Source organism: Novosphingobium sp. TK71 (assembly GCF_055361505.1).
In genome coordinates this window covers 2,857,915-2,874,575 of record NZ_CM143962.1, presented here as the reverse complement: position 1 = coordinate 2,874,575, position 16,661 = coordinate 2,857,915, and the positions used below count along the sequence as shown (strand labels likewise).

The window sequence follows — 16,661 nt, the reverse complement described above, 5'->3', positions numbered from 1 at the left end:
GTGGAAACTATCCCGCCCCGGCCAGCCCCTTGCGCAACCGGTCGAATGCGGTGCCCGGCCCTTCGGCAAGCCGCGCCTCGACAAGGGCGCAAACCTGATCCGGCGAATGGACCGAAGTATCGATCACCAGATCGGATTCGCTGTTGCGGTAGACTTCCTCGAAGAACCACGGCCGCAGGCGGGAGAGGCGGTCCACGATCCTTGCAACCGCATCCTCGCCCAGCAGGTCCGTAGGCATCCGCTTGGTCATGGCCCGCTCCGCCACCCGCCGTTCCAGCACTTCGAACGGTGGCTTGAGCGTGACGAGCAGGACCGGAAGCCCCTCGGTCCGCCGCAGGAGATCCTGAAGCACCGGTGGATCGGTCATCAGCAGATGGTCGAAAATGACGTTCAGTCCTTGCCGGGAACTCGCCGCCATCCACTCGTGAAAAGCGCCGAAGGCGGCCATGGCACGCGGCGCAAAGCGCCAGCGCAGCGGCCCCTCCGGCCGCGCGGGATCCAGCGGGATCGCCTCGATCCCCTCGGCGGCGAGCGGCCCGTGGTGCCCGAACCGCGCGGGAAGCGTCTGCGCGAGGAAATGATCGATGCCGTAAAGCAACCAGTAGTCCTGCTGCCGCTTCTGGAAAAGCTCGCAGGCCGTGGACTTGCCGGAACCCGAAGTGCCATTGACCACGACGATCTGCCCCAGGCTCATGCCGGCGCCCCCGGTGCGATTTCGCCGCGGGCGATGCGCCGGAACCGGTCGGCAGGGCAGAACTCCTGATTGTCGCCCCAAAGCTCCACATCGTCCCAATCCGACCGCATGAGCGACCAGACCACCGTATGGTCCGTATAGCCGGTAAAGATCAGGCCGGTATCGATTTCCGCCACGGCCAGCAATTCCCGCCCGAGCGCGTCGCTCGCCTCGAAACGAATGCGGGACGGGCCGTCCTCTCCCCATTCCAGCACTTCACGGCGACCGGACACGAGGCTGGACAAGACCCCGTCCTTCCAGATGAAACCGCCGATGCAACGTGCCTCGCGGCCCTCACCCATGACGATGGCATGGAAGGCGCGATCCTGCGCGATGCCCCAGAAATAGCCCCCGCAGGCCAGCGATTCATAATCGCGCGCACCGTAGGAACAGTCCCGCAGGGACAGGCAGTCTACCGCGAACTCCTCTCCCTTGCAGCGCAGGGTGCCGGTCATGCGGCCGGGCTGTTCCAGATGGAACTTCGCTGTTGCCGCCTGTCCTGCCTCGCCAGTCCTGAGTTGATGGACCGGGCCGATCGCGGTCCATGTCAGATCGAAGAACAGGCCATCCCGGTCATAGTCCAGCTTGTACCGCGAAAGCGGCTCAATCATCCGGCACGACAGCGAATTGCGCGCCTCCATGTCGAACTTGGCGGCAGTGGCGGGCATCGCCTGGAGATGGGCCCAGTCGTAATGGAGGCAGTTCCACTGATACCGCCCGCTGGCGTCCCACAACACCGGCCCGCCGTTCAGCATGCCCATGTTGGGCCGGAAATAGTGCTGGATCAGCCCGTGAATCCGCCGCTCGGGAAGCGTGACCGAGAACCAGGCGCTTTCATTCCAGTAGGGATTGTCATCACGCTCGGCGGCAAAGAAATCGGCAAACGCAAGGTCGGTCATGAAGCCCTTCTCCTTGCCGGCCATGGCAGCAAGGAGGATGCTTCAAGGCAATGACCGCAGCGGCAATCGCGCCTACCCCAAGCCGCGCGCGCCTACCCGAAGCCGCGCGAAAGCCAGTCCTCGGCCAGCCCGGCGAGGAACGCGGCACCGCGCGGCAAGGCCTTTTCGTCGACCATCATCTTCGTGGAATGGATGCCGCAGCAGTGCTTCCAGTCCGCGCCTTCCTGCGCCACGCCGAGGAAGAACATCGCCCCCGGCACCTTTTCGAGAACGTAGGCGAAGTCCTCCGCGCCCATGATCGGGTCCTTGAGGCGCTGGAATGCCGCCTCGCCGTGAAGGTCGCGGGCCACGCGCTCGCCAAAGTCCACCGCGCGGGCATCGCAGACCGTGACCGGAAAGCCCTCGTGGATCGCCACCTCACCCTTGAAACCATGCGCGCCCGCGATCCCGGCGACGAGCAGCGGCAGTTCCTCCTTCAGGCGGGCGCGGTTGGCGGCGGAAAGCGTGCGCATCGTGCCGGTGAGCCGCGCCGTGTCGGGTATGACATTATGGGCGCTGCCCGCCTCCACCTTGGCGATGGTGACGACGACAGGGTCGAACACAATGAAACGGCGCGCGACCATGGTCTGGATCGCCATGACCACCTCGCAGGCGACCGGAACCGGATCGAGCGTATCGTGCGGCATCGAGGCGTGGCCGCCGCGCCCCGTCACCGCAATGCGCAGTTCGTCCGCCGCAGCCATGAGCGGCCCCGCGCGGCCGCCGATCACGCCGTGAGGAGCATTGGGCATGATGTGCAGCGCAAAGGCGGCATCGGGCAGGGGGCGGTCGAAACCATCGCCGCCCAGTAGCCCGTCCTCCAGCATGAAGCGGGCACCATGATAGCCCTCCTCTCCGGGCTGGAACATGAAGCGGACCTCGCCTTTCAGCCGTTCCGCGCGGGCGGCGAGGAGTTCGGCCGCTCCGGCCAGCATGGCGACGTGGGTGTCATGCCCGCAGGCGTGCATCACCCCGGGAATGGTGGACGCGAAGTCCAGGCCGGTTTCCTCCGGCATCGGCAGCGCATCGGTATCGCCGCGCAGCAACACGCAGCCGCCTTCTCCCGCACCGCCCCTGAGCGTTGCGACGAGGCCGGTCGTCGATGGTCCTTCGCGCCATTCCAGCGGCAGGTGGGACAGGGCCGCCCTGATCTTGTCCCGGGTCTTTGGATTGTGAAGGCCGATCTCGGGTTCGGCATGAACGGCGCGGCGCAGCGCAACGATGCGATCGGCAAGGCCTTCGGCCTGCTGGGTCAGGGAGAGGGAGAGCATGGCGGCATGATAGCTCTCCCCCCTCACCTGTCGAGACTCAGCCTGCGCTGGAATCCGCGACCGGAAGATCGCCTTCGGGATCGGGCATGATCCGGATTTCGTTACGCTCGATCTGCTGGAGCGTTCGCCACGCCATAAGCCCCATGGCGACGTAGGAAACCGCGCCGCCCAGCGCCACCGCCCATGCCGCGCCGCTGGAACCGGTAGGCAGCAGGATGACCAGCCCGATCGCCATCGCCACCAGGGCGATGAGCCGTGCGATCAGCGAATGCCGCGCCCGGCCGGTGGCGTGAAGCACGGGCTCGAAGGCCACGCTGGCAAGGTCGAAGCTCGCCGCAAGGGTCAGCGGCACGAGGATCGCCGCGCCCTGTTCGAAATCGTTGCCGCCGATCACTTCCAGCATCTGCTTGCCCAGCAGCACCGCCACAGTGACGACGACGATGCCGGCAAGACCGGCGATCTTGCTGGTCTGGAGCGCCAGCTTGCGGAATTCCGCCGCCTCGGAGGAAACGCGGGCACGCGCCACTTCGGCATAGACCGACCGTGTGAGCAGCGAGGAAAGCTTGCTGAGCGCCTGCGAAAGCTGCGAGGCGAGGCGGTAAAGGCCTGCCGCCTTGGTGCCCACCCAGGCCCCGACGATCAGCAGCGGGCCGTTCTTCATCGCCGCATCGAGCGTGGAGGCCACGTAAGTCTGCATGAAGAACCGCGTGACGCCGGGATTCTCGTCAATCGACTGGCGCCAATTGCGAAGGTTCCGCAGGTTCACCGCTTCCGGGCAAAGCCGACGCGCCATGACCCAGTAGAGCGCGGCTTCCAGGATATCGATCGCAGCCCATGCGAACAGGAAACGCCCGACGCTCGGCCCGGTCAGCCATATGACCAGAGAAGCGGCCAGTCGTCCGCTGGGAACCACGGCCTCCACATAGACGGCCATGTCGAACCGGTTGAGCGCGCGCACGATGCCGGTGGGCGCCGAAACCAGCGCCCAGAGCGACCCCACGCAGAACCAGAAGGCCACGTCGATGAAATGCGGGTTGAGGTCCAGCATATGGGCGAAGCCGTAGATCAGGATCGCCGCGAGCCCGCAGCCGATGATCGCGCCGACAGCATCGAGTATGCCGCAAAGCATCCCGAGGCGGCCAAGCTTGCCCCAGTCCTTCTGGTGGACATGCTCGCTGCCGTAACGGACGACCACGCGCCAGGTCTGGAAACTGGCAAGCGCGATGAGCGCCTGCGCGGTCCCGAAGATCAGCGAAAAGTGGCCGAAATCCTTGAGGCCGAGCGACCGTGTCTGGATGGCCAGATAGGCGATGCCGCAAACGGCACCGAAACCCTTGCCGCCCAGCAGCCAGGCCGTGTTCTGGAGTATCCGCCCTAGCGGAGATTTGCTCTCGCGGCGGTGAAATTTGGCGGACATTGGGCCAGCATGTGAACGAGGGGGAAGAGACTTGCAAGCTATCGCGACCCGGGATGTCACCAGCCTGAACGAATAGGCCCGCACGGGGATCGTCCCGGCCCGTTCGTGCCGCACCTTTTCCTTTTGCCTTGCAATGCCTAGATGCCGGGTTCCTCCCCCAGCACGAAACGTAGAACCTATGATCGAACACGCCATTCTTCTCAGCGCCGGCCAGGGCTCGCGGCTGCTTCCGCTTACCGCCGAACGGCCGAAATGCATGATCGACTTCTCGGGCAAGTCGCTGATCGAATGGCAGATCGAGATGCTGGCGCGCGGCGGCGTGAAGCGGATCGACGTTGTCACCGGCTTCATGACCGACATGCTGGAAGAGCACCTGAATGCGATCAGCGACCCGCGAGTCGAGATCAACATCCGCTTCAACCCATTCTTCAAGGTGGCGGACAATCTCGGCTCCTGCTGGATCGCGCGCGAGGCGATGCGTGGAGACTTCCTGATCCTCAACGGCGATACGCTGGTGTCGGAGGAAATCGTCAGAAAGGTGCAGCAGGGCGCCGCCGATGCCGACGGCAATCCTTGGCCCATCACCGTTACCGTGGACATCAAGGCCGAAGGCTACGACAGCGACGACATGAAGGTGGAGCGCGAGACCGATGGCCGGTTGGTCCACATCGGCAAGACGCTCACCGCGCAGCAGTCCAACTCCGAATCGATCGGGTTCCTGGCCTTCCGGGGCGAAGGGGCGGACCTATTCCGCGAAACCGTCCGCCAGGCCATGCGCACGCCCGAAGGCGTCCAGCACTGGTATCTCAAGGTCATCGATTCGATTGCCCCCACCGGAAAGGTCGGGACCGTCTCGATCGAGGGCCTGGATTGGGCCGAAGTCGATTTCCTCAACGACATCGAGATCGCGACCGGCCTCACCGATACCTGGAAATGACCCAAAAAGGCGGGCAAAGCCATGCTTTGTCCGCCAACTCCGACTGATGGGCGAGCGCGCGTCGCCCACAGGCGCGCGGCATCGCGCCCGCCCTCCAGGACAATCGGGACGGGCGAGCCGAAAAGCCCTCAGCAAGACAGCGTAACTGGCCCTCCGGCGCTTTTACCCTATAGTGCCCGATATGAATGTCCCTTCCCCCGCCGCCGGAAACAAGTCCGCAACCTTTCCTTGTTTCGGGCTGGCTCCCTGGGCGATCGCGGTACCGCTTCTCGCGGTTGCGGCCATCGCGCTGGGCAAGCCCTCGAATGTGCTGATGGCGGCATCGCTGGCGGTCGTGCTGGGCGGTGCCATCATGTCGGCGGTCTATCATGCCGAAGCCATCGCGCACCGTGTGGGCGAGCCGTTCGGCACGCTGATCCTGGCCTTTGCCGTAACGGTAATCGAAACCTCTCTGATCGTCTCGATCATGCTCAGCGAAGGAAACGGGGCACAGGCATTGGCACGCGATACGGTGATCGCCGCCGTCATGATAACGATCAACGGGATAGTCGGTGTCTGCCTCCTGCTGGGCGGCGGCCGGCACCATGAACAGGGCTATACCCAGTCCGGCGTGAACCACGGCCTCGCCATCCTCGCGACGCTTTCGGTGCTGACCCTGGTGATGCCCAACTATACCACCAGCCAGGTCGGCCCGTTCTACAACGAGAAGCAGCTGATCTTTGTCGGCGTCGTCTCGTTGATGCTCTACGGCACCTTCGTCGTCGCCCAGACGATCCGTCACCGCGACCACTTCCTCTATCCCGAGGAAAGCGACGATGGGCACGAAAAAGTCCCGGTGAACAAGGCCCTGGCTGCGGGCGTCATGCTCCTTGTTGCGCTTGTCGCGGTGGTCATGCTGGCCAAGGCGCTTTCGCCGTCGATCGAGGCCGGAGTAGCCGCCATGGGCGCCCCCCATGCCACGGTCGGCATCATCATCGCCGCACTGGTTCTGGCACCCGAAAGCCTGGCCGCGCTTGGCGCGGCCCGTGCCAACCGGGTGCAGACCAGCCTCAATCTCGCGATCGGTTCGGCACTGGCGACGATCGGTCTCACCATCCCGGCCGTTGCGGTCGCCTCGATGTGGATGGGGCTGGATCTCGAGCTCGGCCTGTCGATCAAGTCGACGGTCCTGCTGGCGCTCACCCTGCTGGTCGCCACGTTGACGCTCAGCACCGGACGGACCACCCTGGTGCAGGGTATGGTCCATCTGGTGATCTTCGCGACCTACCTTTTCACGACCCTGGTTCCGTAGAACCGGGGTTCAACTCCGGTAGAGCGCATCCAGTCGCTCGCCGTAACGCTCCTTGAGCTTGTGGCGCCGAATCTTGAGGCTGGGGGTCATTTCCTCGTTCTCGATCGAGAAGGGTTCGTCCGCGAAAGTGAACTGCCGAACCTTCTCGATGACGGAAAGATCGGCATTCACGCGGTCGATCGCGCCGCGAATGACCGCACGGAAAGCGGGCAGCCCCTGAAGCGCCTTGAAATCGAATTTCTCGCCGTTTTCCTTGGCCCATTCCAGAGCCCAGTCGGCATCCGGCACGACCAGCCCGACGATATAGGGCCGTCGGTCGCCATGGACCATGGCCTGCGCGATCTCGGGCTGGAGCGTCAGCATCGATTCGACCTTCTGGGGCGAGACATTGTCGCCCTTGTCGTTGACGATCATGTCCTTCTTGCGGTCGGTAATCATGATGCGCCCGCGCTCGTCGATATGGCCGACGTCGCCGGTGTGCAGCCAGGTGTCGTGCAGTACCGCCTCGGTTGCGGCGGCATTCTGCCAATAGCCCTGCATGACCAGCTCGCCGCGTACGAGAATCTCCCCGTCTTCGGCGATCTTCACTTCCACCCCGCGTAGCGGCGGACCGACCGTATCGTGCTTGATGCCGGCGGCGGGGCGGTTGCAACTGATGATCGGTCCGGCCTCTGTCTGGCCGTAGCCTTGCAGCAGGGTCAGGCCCATGGCGTCGAAAAAGGCCCCGATTTCGGGGTTGAGCGGCGCCCCGCCTGAAACCAGCGCCTTCATCCGCCCGCCGAACTTGGCGCGCACCTTGGGCCGCAGCGTCCGTTCGATCAGCATGTCCAGCGGATAGTCCAGAAGGCGGCGTCGACCGGCCTGCTCGCGTCCGGCGATGCCGAGCGCCATTTCCATGAGCCGGGCGGGAATCGCGCCCTGCTTTTCGATCTGCTTCATGATTCGCGTGCGCAGCACCTCGAACAGGCGCGGGACGACGACCATGATCGTCGGCCGCACTTCCTCGATATTGGACGCGAGCTTGTCGAGCCCTTCGGAATAATAGATTTGCCCGCCGACCGCGATCGGCAGGAACTGGCCTCCGGTATGCTCGTAAGCATGGCTGAGCGGGAGGAAAGAGAGGAAGGTCTCGCTATGATCGAGGCCGAAATCGTCAATGACGATCTGCGCCGCGCCCGCCACGTTCATGAGGAGCATGCCGTGATGCTGCCGCACGCCGCGCGGGGCGCCGCCCGTGCCGCTGGTGTAGATGATGCAGGCAAGATCGCGGCGGCGAACGCCGGCGACCCGTTCGTCCACCTCGGACCGTGCCTTCGCGGCATCGCCTTCGAGCAACTCCGACCAGTCGTGCACGTCATACGCGCCGCCCTGCATCGGCGGCAGCGGCTCCATGCCGATGACATGGCGGCACAAGTCCGTCTGCACGATCGCCGGCAGCAGGGCCTTTGCCAGCTTTCCACTGGAAACGATCGCAGCCCTGGCACCCGAGTTTTCGAGGATATGGATGTGATCGCGGGTCGTGTTGGTGGTGTAGGCGGGCACTGTCACGCAACCCGCCGCCATGATCGCAAGATCGGCAAGGCACCATTCCGGCCGGTTCTCGGAGACTATCAGCACGCGGTCTCCCGCCTGCAGGCCCATCCGGCGCAGCGAAGCGGCAATCAGCGAGACCTTGCGCGCAGCCTCGGCCCAACTGGTGGAATGCCAGGCGCCATCCCGCTTCGCCCAGAGCATCGGCGCATCGCCAAGCCGATCCGCCCGCTTCAGGAACAGCGATACCAGGTTGGTGCACTTGTCGAAGTCACCAAGATCCATGCTGACCCTTTTCCTCTCTCATCATGCGGAAATTTCCCTGCAGATCGTCCGCGTGGATATCCGTTCTGGCCAACGTCTAGGCGCGCGCGATGGTTGCGACAAGCGCGGGACTTGACCTTGTCATGCCAGGCGCCGCGCTATTCGGTGCCCACTGCTTCGGCGATGGAGGCGAATCCGTCGCGCTTCATCAGCCGTTCCAGCCCCTTGCAGACGGTCTTGGCGATTCCCGGTCCCTCATAGACCATGGCGCTGTAGAGCTGCACGAGGCTGGCCCCGGCACGGATGCGATCCCAGGCATGTTCGGCCGTGGCGATACCGCCGACCCCGACCAGCGGGACCGCCCCGCCGGTCGCCTTGCGGAAGTCGCGCAGGCGCTGATGCGCCAGATCCCGCACAGGCGCCCCGGAAAGACCGCCGGATTCGCCGCGATGGACCGAACGCAGCGCCGGCCGTGAAATCGTGGTGTTGGACACGATCAGAGCGCCCAGTCGCTTGTCGATCGCAATCCGCGCAATCGCGTCGATGTCCGCCGGTTCGAGATCGGGTGCGACCTTCAGGAATATGGGCGGCCTGGTTTCGCCGCAAACCTCGTCACGGGCTTCGATCACCGCGTCCAGTAGCCCGGTCAGCGCCGATTCGTCCTGAAGCGCGCGAAGGCCCGGCGTATTCGGGCTGGAAATGTTGACGGCCAGATAGCCCGCGAGCGGTGCCATGATCGTCGCCATCCTGGCGTAATCGGCTACGCGGTCGCTGGAATCCTTGTTGGCCCCGATATTGATTCCCACCACGCCCGGACGGCCGAGACGGGCGCCCAGATGCGCCTGTGCCGCTGCGCTGCCATGGTTGTTGAAACCCATCCGGTTGATGACGGCGCCATCCTCCACCAGGCGGAACAGGCGCGGCTTCGGGTTGCCCACTTGCGGCAGCGGCGTGATCGAGCCGACTTCGGCATAGCCGAAGCCCAGGCCCAGCAGCGCGTCAGGCACTTCGCCGTCCTTGTCGAACCCGGCCGCCATGCCGACGGGGTTCGGGAAAGCGAGTCCCGCCACTTCGGTGGCCAGCGAGGCCGGAAACACGGGCGCGCGCTTCGGCCGCGTGAGCTTGAGCGCCTTGAGGGCGAGGCCATGGGCTGATTCGGCTTCGAGCCGGAACAGGGCGGGTCGGATCAGGGAATAGAGCACGGCTTGCGCATAAACACGTCGCGCCTGTTGCTCAAACGCTTCTTATCACACTCGTGCGCGCAAATTCGACCCGAACCCCGCCGCTCCGGCCGCGCGTGTCGCGTTTATACAATAAATCGCCGGGGTGGCGGCATACAGGAGAGTCGCGACCCGAAGGGCTCGTAGCGGGATGCGCACGAGTTCTTTATTACCTTGACGGCGGTTCCCGGTCCTGACCGGGGACCGCCTTTTTTCTCGGTATTCCCCTTCGTCGCAGCGGATTCTGTCCAAAAGCGAAGGATTTGCAACAGCGCGGGCGATTTTGTCGCACAAAACCTGTGCGAAACTCCATTGAAACGGGAGGGGTCCTGCACTAGGTGGCAAATCGGAAAGAATTGATCCACTTTAACCGCTGAGTCCCGAAAGCCGCCATATATGCGCCTGTCCAGCATGGCCGATTACGCTGTCGTCATCATGTCCGCCGCGACTCGGCATTCGGGCGCCTGCGCGCATCACCCGGAAGATTCGCGGATGAGCCGCATCTCGGCCGCGCAGCTTGCGGAAGACACCGGCCTGCCCGCTCCGACGGTGCAGAAGCTGGTGAGCAAACTGACTGCCGCGGGATTGCTGCAATCGACCCGCGGCGTGGGCGGCGGGCTGAAGCTCGCCCGCGCACCCGGGACGATTTCGATTGCGGATATCGTCGAGGCAGTAGAAGGGCCCATCGCGCTCACCGCCTGTCTCGAACAAGGCAAGCACGAATGTACGCTGGAAAGCGGCTGCAGCGTGCGCCCGCACTGGCCGCAGGTAAATGCGGCATTGCGCGGTGCATTGGCGCAAGTGGTCCTGACCCAGCTCGTCGAGGAAGTGTAAATGACTGACGAAACCTCCCCCGAGGGCACCATCGAGGTGCGCGAAGTCCATGGGGACGAAGTGCGGGAAGCGGACGTGCGCGATCAGGCTGCGCGCGAAGCCGCCGCACGCGTGGCCGATTACGAACACGGCTGGGTAGCCGACATCGAGCAGGAATACGGCCCCAAGGGCCTGTCCGAGGATACCGTCCGCTTCATCTCGGCCAAGAAGGACGAGCCGGAGTGGATGCTGGAATGGCGTCTCAAGGCCTATGCCAGGTGGCTGGAGATGACTCCGCCGGACTGGGCCAAGCTCAACGTACCGCCGATCGACTACCAGGAAGCCTATTACTGGGCCGCGCCCAAGAAGAAGCCTTCGCTGTCGAGCCTCGACGAGGTCGATCCCGAAATTCTCAAGGTCTACGAGAAGCTGGGCATTCCGCTGGAGGAGCAGAAAGTGCTCGCCGGTGTCGAAGGCGCGCGCAAGGTGGCCGTGGACGCCGTGTTCGATTCGGTTTCGGTCGCAACGACCTTCCGTAAGGAACTGGAGCAGGCGGGCGTGATCTTCCGCTCGATCTCCGAGGCGATCCGCGAATACCCGGAACTGGTGAAGAAGTGGCTCGGCAAGGTCGTGCCCGTGCAGGACAACTACTTCGCGGCGCTGAATTGCGCGGTCTTCTCGGACGGCACTTTCGTCTACATCCCGGAGGGCGTGCGCTGTCCGATGGAGCTTTCGACCTATTTCCGCATCAACGCGGAGAATACCGGCCAGTTCGAACGCACCCTGATCGTCGCCGAAAAGGGTAGCTACGTATCCTACCTCGAAGGCTGCACCGCGCCGATGCGCGATGAGAACCAGCTTCACGCTGCCGTGGTCGAACTGGTCGCCATGGAAGACGCCGAGATCAAGTACTCGACCGTGCAGAACTGGTACCCCGGCGATGCCAACGGCAAGGGCGGCATCTACAACTTCGTGACCAAGCGCGGCCTGTGCCAGGGCGCGCGCTCGAAGATCTCGTGGACGCAGGTTGAAACCGGATCGGCGATCACCTGGAAGTATCCCAGCTGCGTCCTCAACGGCGAGGATTCGGTGGGCGAGTTCTACTCGGTGGCCGTCACCAACAATTACCAGCAGGCCGATACCGGCACCAAGATGATCCACAACGGCAAGGGCAGCCGCTCGACGATCATTTCCAAGGGCATCTCGGCCGGCAAGTCGAACAACACCTATCGCGGCCTTGTCCGCGTGGCCGCCAATGCGGACGGCGTGCGCAATTTCACCCAGTGCGATTCGCTGCTGCTCGGCAAGGAATGCGGCGCCCACACGGTGCCCTATATCGAAGTGCGCAACCCCAGCGCCCAGATCGAGCACGAGGCGACCACCAGCAAGATCAGCGACGACCAGCTGTTCTACGCCATGCAGCGCGGGCTCGATACCGAGCAGGCGGTAGCGCTGATCGTCAACGGTTTCGCCAAGGAAGTGCTTCAGCAATTGCCGATGGAGTTCGCCGTCGAAGCGCAGAAGCTGCTGGGTATCAGTCTTGAAGGGAGCGTGGGTTGATTTTCGACCGCGGCGCATCCCTCTCTCGCAAGAATTTCGAAGGAACTCTCCCATGACCACCGCCCGCAAGACTCTGGGCATCAGCACGGCCGCCACGCCGAAAGCAGACGCCAAGGCCAGCTTCAACGTTACCGGCGCCCGCCTCGAAACGCTGAAGGAACGCGCCAAGGACCAGCGCCGCAACCCCAGCGAAGCGCAGAAGGCGCTGTGGGCAGAGCTTTCGGGCTCGAAGCTGGGCGGCGTGAAGTTCATTCGCCAGTCGGTGGTCGGCTCGGCCATCGTCGATTTCGCCTGCCCCTCGCGCTGGATCGTGATCCAGCTGAGCGCCGAGGATTCCAACCCGGACGTCAACGAGTTGCAGGACCGCAAGCTTACCGAAGTCGGCATTCGCGTGCTGCGCTTCTCCGAAGAGGAAGTGCTCGGCAACGTCGATACTGTGGTGCGTGAGATCAATACCGAACTCAACGTGCCCTTCGACAAGCGCTCGGCCCGCAGGAAGGCCGGCACCACCGCTTCCCCCCGTTTTGACGAGGGCGCCGAAGGATGACCATGCTCAAGATCGAAAATCTCCAGGCCAATGTCGCCGACAAGCCGATCCTCAAGGGTCTCTCGCTGACGATCAACCCCGGCGAGATTCACGCGATCATGGGGCCCAACGGCGCGGGCAAGTCGACGCTGGGCTACACCCTGGGCGGTCGCCCCGGCTATGAAGTGACCGGCGGTTCGGTCGATTTCCTGGGCCAGGACCTGCTGGAACTGGAACCGCACGAGCGCGCCGCTGCCGGCCTGTTCCTGGGCTTCCAGTATCCGGTCGAGATTCCCGGTGTCTCCTTCGTCCAGTTCCTGCGCGAGGCGGCCAATGCCCAGCGCAAGGGCCGGGACGAGACCCCGCTTTCGGGCGGCGAGTTCCTGAAGCTCGCACGAGAGAAGGCGGGCCTGCTGCGCATGGACATGGACATGCTGAAGCGCCCGGTGAACGTCGGTTTTTCCGGCGGCGAGAAGAAGCGCGCCGAGATGGTGCAGATGGGCATCCTCGATCCAAAGCTGGCGATCCTCGACGAGACCGACTCCGGCCTCGACATCGACGCGCTGCGCATCTGCGGCGAGGGCATCAATTCGATCATGCGCGCGCCCGACAAGGCCGTGCTGCTGATCACGCACTACCAGCGCCTGCTCGACTATGTGAAGCCGGACTTCGTCCACGTCCTTGCAGCCGGCCGGATCGTCAAGACCGGGGGCCCCGACCTTGCGCTGCGGCTTGAGGAAGAGGGCTACGAGGCGGTGGTCCAAGAGACGGCGGCATGAGCGAACTGGCGCCTCTCCCCACGCGGAAGAGCGAAGACTTCCGCTATTCCGACATCGCGGCACTGGCCGATGTCTGGCCGATCGCGCGCGAAAACATCGTCGTGGCCGACGATGCCGAAGATTCGCTCCAGATCGTCGAGGACGGCGCAGCAGCGGTGGCCCGCCACCTCGTCATCACGCTGGGCAAAGGCGCGAAATTCGACCTTCGCGTGCTTTCGGCGGGTCCCGTCTACGGCCGGATCGCCGTAGATGTGCGGCTGGCCGAAGGTGCGGACTTCACGCTGGGCGCGGCGCAGCTCGCCACCGGCAGCGAGACGCTGGAGCTCGTCACCGAAGTCACTCACACAGGGCTGAACGCAACATCCAGCCAGATCGTGCGCACTGCGCTCGCAGGTCATTCGGTCGGCACCTATCTCGGCCGTATCGCCGTCGAACGCGGGGCAGACGGCACTGATGCCGAACAATCGGTGCGCGCCATGCTGCTGGACCGCACGGCCACCGCCAATGCCCGGCCGGAACTCGAAATCTACGCCGACGACGTCAAGGCGGCACATGGCTGCGCGGTCGGCGAACTCGACGCCAACGGCCTGTTCTACCTGATGAGCCGCGGCCTCACTCCGCCCGAAGCCAAGCGCCTGATGCTCCAGGCCTTCATCGCCGAGGCCTTCACCGGTGCGCCCGGCGAGGCGGAACTGAGCGAAGCCGCCATCGCCCGTCTGGAGCAGATCCTGTGACCGCTGACGTGCTCGTCCTCAAGGACCAGTTCCCCGGTCTCGCCGGAGACTGGCACTATCTCGACACTGCGGCGACCGCACAGAAGCCGCAGGCGGTGATCGACGCCACCGTGAATGCGCTGGGCCGCGACTATGCGACCGTCCACCGCGGAGTCTATGCCCGTTCGGCGGAGATGACGCTGGCTTTCGAGGCGGCACGCCGAAAGGTCACCGCGTTCCTGGGCGGGCACGAGGATGAGATCGTCTTCACGCGCGGCGCGACCGAGGCGATCAACCTCGTCGCCCAGACATGGGGATCGGCGAACCTCAAGGCCGGCGATCGCATCCTGCTTTCCACGCTGGAGCACCATTCGAACATCGTCCCGTGGCAGATGCTGCGCGATCGTATCGGCGTCGAGATCGACGTCTGCCCCTTGACCGCCGATGGCCGGATCGATCTCGAAGCCGCCGCGCGCATTCTCACCCCGGCCCATAAGCTGGTTGCCTTCGCGCATGTCTCCAACGTGCTCGGTTCGGTGCTGGATGTGGCCGAGGCCGCCAGACTGGCGCATGCGATCGGCGCGAAGTTGCTGGTGGACGGCTGCCAGGCTGCTCCCCGCATCGCGCTCGACATGAAGGCCATGCAGGCGGACTTCTATGTGTTTTCCGCACACAAGCTCTACGGCCCGACCGGGATCGGAGCGCTGTGGGCTCGCAAGGAAATCCTCGATTCGATGCCGCCCTGGCAGGGCGGCGGCGCGATGATCGACCGCGTCACCTTCGAGAAGACCACTTATGCTCCTGCCCCGCAGCGATTCGAGGCCGGCACGCCGATGATCGTAGAGGCCATCGGACTGGCGGCCGCCATCGACTGGCTCCAGGCTTACGGGCTCGACCGTGCCGAGGCACACGAGCGCCACCTTGCCGGCAAGCTGCGCGAGGAACTGGGCAAGCGCAACGACGTGACCCTGTTCGGTCCGGCCGATTCGGTGGGAATCGTCAGTTTCGCGCTCGACGGGGTGCATCCGCACGACCTCGGCACCATATTGGACGAAGAGAACGTAGCAATTCGGGCGGGCCACCACTGCGCGCAGCCGCTGATGGATCAGCTCGGCGTCCCCGCCACCGCCCGCGCAAGCTTCGGGCTCTATAGCGACGACAGCGATATCGAGGCGCTCCTCAAGGGAATCGAGCGCACGAGGAGAATTTTCGGATGAACGACGACACTCCCGTCTCTGGCCCCACCTTCACCGTCGAGGAAGTCGATTCGGTGGCCCCTGCGCCGCGTGCGCGGGTCGACGATGCGCCTGTCGAGCGCAGGCGCGACTATCTGGACGGTTTCCTTGCCGAAAAGCCGCAGGGTATCGACCCCGGCCAGCCCGGAGGCTCGATCTACGACGGCGTGATCGATGCCCTGAAGGAAATCTTCGACCCGGAAATCCCGGTGAATATCTACGACCTCGGCCTGATCTACGGCGTCGAAGTCTCGCCCGAGGCTTCGGTCGCGGTCACGATGACGCTGACCACGCCGCACTGTCCGGTTGCGGAATCGATGCCCGGCGAAGTCGAGATGCGCGTCGCGGCGGTGCCAGGCGTTCGTGACGCCGAGGTCAATCTTGTCTGGGATCCGCCGTGGGACATGGCCAAGATGTCCGACGAGGCAAAGCTCGAACTCGGCATGCTCTGATGGCGACACTTGCCCTTCCTGCCGTGACCGTGCGTCTTGCCGATTATGCCGACGCGGCCGATGCCGCGCGCGTGGTCGCGCTGCTCGACAGCTATGCGCGCGATCCGATGGGGGGAGGCAAGGCGCTGTCCGATGAGGTCCGCGAACGGCTGGTCCCCGGCCTTGCCGCTCATGGCGGCGCCTTCTCTCTGCTGGCCTTCGCTGGCGAGGAAGCCGTAGGCCTCGCCAACTGCATCACCGGATTCTCGACTTTCGCCGCACGTCCTCTGGTGAATATCCACGATATGGCCGTGCGCCCGCAGGTTCGCGGCAAGGGTGTGGGCCGGGCCTTGATGCTGGCGGTAGAAGCAGAAGCCCGCGCGCGCGGCGCCTGCAAGATCACGCTCGAAGTGTTGAGCGGCAATGGCACGGCCAAGGGCCTCTATGCCTCGCTCGGCTACGGCGATTACGCACTGGACCCGCAGGCGGGCACGGCGCTGTTCTGGGAAAAGAAGCTATGACCACGACCACCGAAAGCAGTTCAGTGAAGCCTGTGGCGACAGCGCGGCAGCGCCCTGCCGCCGTGATCCTCACGCCCAATGCCGAGGCGCGGATCGCGAAGCTGATGGCCGATGCCCCCGAAGGGACGATCGGCGTACGCCTTTCGACGCCGCGTCGGGGCTGCTCGGGCCTTGCCTATTCGGTTGACTACGTTGCCGAGGAAAAGCCCTTCGACGAGAAGATCGAAACTCCCGGCGGCATCTTCTACATCGACGGCGCCTCGGTCCTCTACCTGATCGGCAGCGTGATGGACTGGAAGGAAGACGACTTCACCGCCGGCTTCGTATTCGAGAACCCGAATGCCAAGGGCTCGTGCGGCTGCGGGGAAAGCTTTACCGTCTGACTGGCTCCCGTTTGCTCGAGCAGGCATGAAAAAAGGCGTGATCTCGCGGATTATCCGCCAGATCACGCCTTTTTTCGTTATCGTGTCGGAGATCGGCGG

The 16,661-nt window shown here is 64.5% G+C and carries 17 protein-coding genes; 11 read left to right on the top strand and 6 right to left on the bottom strand.

From position 1 onward, the window contains the following. Positions 1 to 7: 7 nt before the first annotated feature. From ACXJ16_RS13515 to ACXJ16_RS13500, 4 genes are all read right to left on the bottom strand, one after another. Positions 8 to 694 carry a phosphotransferase-like protein gene (locus ACXJ16_RS13515; RefSeq protein ID WP_054442147.1) on the bottom strand — a complete coding sequence of 229 codons (687 nt, stop codon included), beginning with the start codon at positions 692 to 694 and terminating at the stop codon, positions 8 to 10. Next, positions 691 to 1,632 carry a DUF7064 domain-containing protein gene (locus ACXJ16_RS13510; RefSeq protein WP_324697356.1) on the bottom strand — a complete coding sequence of 314 codons (942 nt, stop codon included), beginning with the start codon at positions 1,630 to 1,632 and terminating at the stop codon, positions 691 to 693. Before ACXJ16_RS13510 ends, ACXJ16_RS13515 begins: the two co-directional genes overlap by 4 nt. Positions 1,633 to 1,724: 92 nt before the next feature. Beyond that, on the bottom strand, positions 1,725 to 2,942 hold the full coding sequence (locus ACXJ16_RS13505; protein WP_463920827.1) for a M20 metallopeptidase family protein: 1,218 nt from the start codon (positions 2,940 to 2,942) through the stop codon (positions 1,725 to 1,727). Positions 2,943 to 2,979: 37 nt separating this feature from the next. Then, complete coding sequence (locus tag ACXJ16_RS13500) at positions 2,980 to 4,359, bottom strand: lipopolysaccharide biosynthesis protein (RefSeq protein WP_054442144.1); 1,380 nt, start codon at positions 4,357 to 4,359, stop codon at positions 2,980 to 2,982. A gap of 178 nt (positions 4,360 to 4,537) precedes the next feature. Between ACXJ16_RS13500 and ACXJ16_RS13495 the strand changes: the two genes are divergently transcribed. Then, positions 4,538 to 5,296 carry a phosphocholine cytidylyltransferase family protein gene (locus ACXJ16_RS13495; RefSeq protein WP_054442143.1) on the top strand — a complete coding sequence of 253 codons (759 nt, stop codon included), beginning with the start codon at positions 4,538 to 4,540 and terminating at the stop codon, positions 5,294 to 5,296. Positions 5,297 to 5,477: 181 nt separating this feature from the next. Beyond that, complete coding sequence (locus tag ACXJ16_RS13490) at positions 5,478 to 6,587, top strand: calcium:cation antiporter (RefSeq protein WP_463920826.1); 1,110 nt, start codon at positions 5,478 to 5,480, stop codon at positions 6,585 to 6,587. Between the two features lie 9 nt (positions 6,588 to 6,596). On the opposite strand, the gene ACXJ16_RS13485 is transcribed toward ACXJ16_RS13490, so the two are convergent. After that, entirely contained in the window at positions 6,597 to 8,402 is a 1,806-nt protein-coding gene (locus ACXJ16_RS13485) for an AMP-dependent synthetase/ligase (RefSeq protein WP_324697361.1), read from the bottom strand. A gap of 137 nt (positions 8,403 to 8,539) precedes the next feature. After that, positions 8,540 to 9,583, bottom strand: coding sequence for a quinone-dependent dihydroorotate dehydrogenase (locus tag ACXJ16_RS13480; RefSeq protein ID WP_054442140.1), 1,044 nt, complete (start codon positions 9,581 to 9,583; stop codon positions 8,540 to 8,542). A 414-nt stretch (positions 9,584 to 9,997) separates the two neighbouring features. Here ACXJ16_RS13480 and ACXJ16_RS13475 point away from each other — a divergent pair, with 414 nt between their 5' ends. Genes ACXJ16_RS13475 through ACXJ16_RS13435 form a run of 9 tightly spaced genes read left to right on the top strand, consistent with a single transcriptional unit; the run spans position 9,998 to position 16,562 of the window. Continuing rightward, a complete protein-coding gene (locus ACXJ16_RS13475; RefSeq protein ID WP_054442139.1) occupies positions 9,998 to 10,435 on the top strand; it encodes an SUF system Fe-S cluster assembly regulator in 438 nt (145 codons plus the stop codon). Next, positions 10,436 to 11,974 (top strand): Fe-S cluster assembly protein SufB, encoded by a 1,539-nt coding sequence (gene sufB / locus ACXJ16_RS13470; protein WP_221937034.1) that lies wholly within the window; start codon positions 10,436 to 10,438, stop codon positions 11,972 to 11,974. Positions 11,975 to 12,026: 52 nt separating this feature from the next. Continuing rightward, on the top strand, positions 12,027 to 12,521 hold the full coding sequence (locus ACXJ16_RS13465) for an endonuclease domain-containing protein (RefSeq protein ID WP_054442137.1): 495 nt from the start codon (positions 12,027 to 12,029) through the stop codon (positions 12,519 to 12,521). A gap of 2 nt (positions 12,522 to 12,523) precedes the next feature. Then, entirely contained in the window at positions 12,524 to 13,279 is a 756-nt protein-coding gene (gene sufC, locus ACXJ16_RS13460) for a Fe-S cluster assembly ATPase SufC (protein WP_054442275.1), read from the top strand. Continuing rightward, a complete protein-coding gene (locus tag ACXJ16_RS13455; protein ID WP_463920825.1) occupies positions 13,276 to 14,013 on the top strand; it encodes a SufD family Fe-S cluster assembly protein in 738 nt (245 codons plus the stop codon). The genes sufC and ACXJ16_RS13455 overlap by 4 nt, the downstream gene beginning before the upstream one ends. Beyond that, on the top strand, positions 14,010 to 15,209 hold the full coding sequence (locus tag ACXJ16_RS13450) for an aminotransferase class V-fold PLP-dependent enzyme (RefSeq protein WP_463920824.1): 1,200 nt from the start codon (positions 14,010 to 14,012) through the stop codon (positions 15,207 to 15,209). Before ACXJ16_RS13455 ends, ACXJ16_RS13450 begins: the two co-directional genes overlap by 4 nt. Beyond that, a complete protein-coding gene (locus ACXJ16_RS13445; protein ID WP_054442134.1) occupies positions 15,206 to 15,679 on the top strand; it encodes an SUF system Fe-S cluster assembly protein in 474 nt (157 codons plus the stop codon). Before ACXJ16_RS13450 ends, ACXJ16_RS13445 begins: the two co-directional genes overlap by 4 nt. Continuing rightward, on the top strand, positions 15,679 to 16,179 hold the full coding sequence (locus tag ACXJ16_RS13440; protein WP_463920823.1) for a GNAT family N-acetyltransferase: 501 nt from the start codon (positions 15,679 to 15,681) through the stop codon (positions 16,177 to 16,179). Before ACXJ16_RS13445 ends, ACXJ16_RS13440 begins: the two co-directional genes overlap by 1 nt. Next, positions 16,176 to 16,562 (top strand): HesB/IscA family protein, encoded by a 387-nt coding sequence (locus ACXJ16_RS13435; protein ID WP_324697372.1) that lies wholly within the window; start codon positions 16,176 to 16,178, stop codon positions 16,560 to 16,562. The genes ACXJ16_RS13440 and ACXJ16_RS13435 overlap by 4 nt, the downstream gene beginning before the upstream one ends. The last annotated feature ends 99 nt before the right edge of the window (positions 16,563 to 16,661 follow it).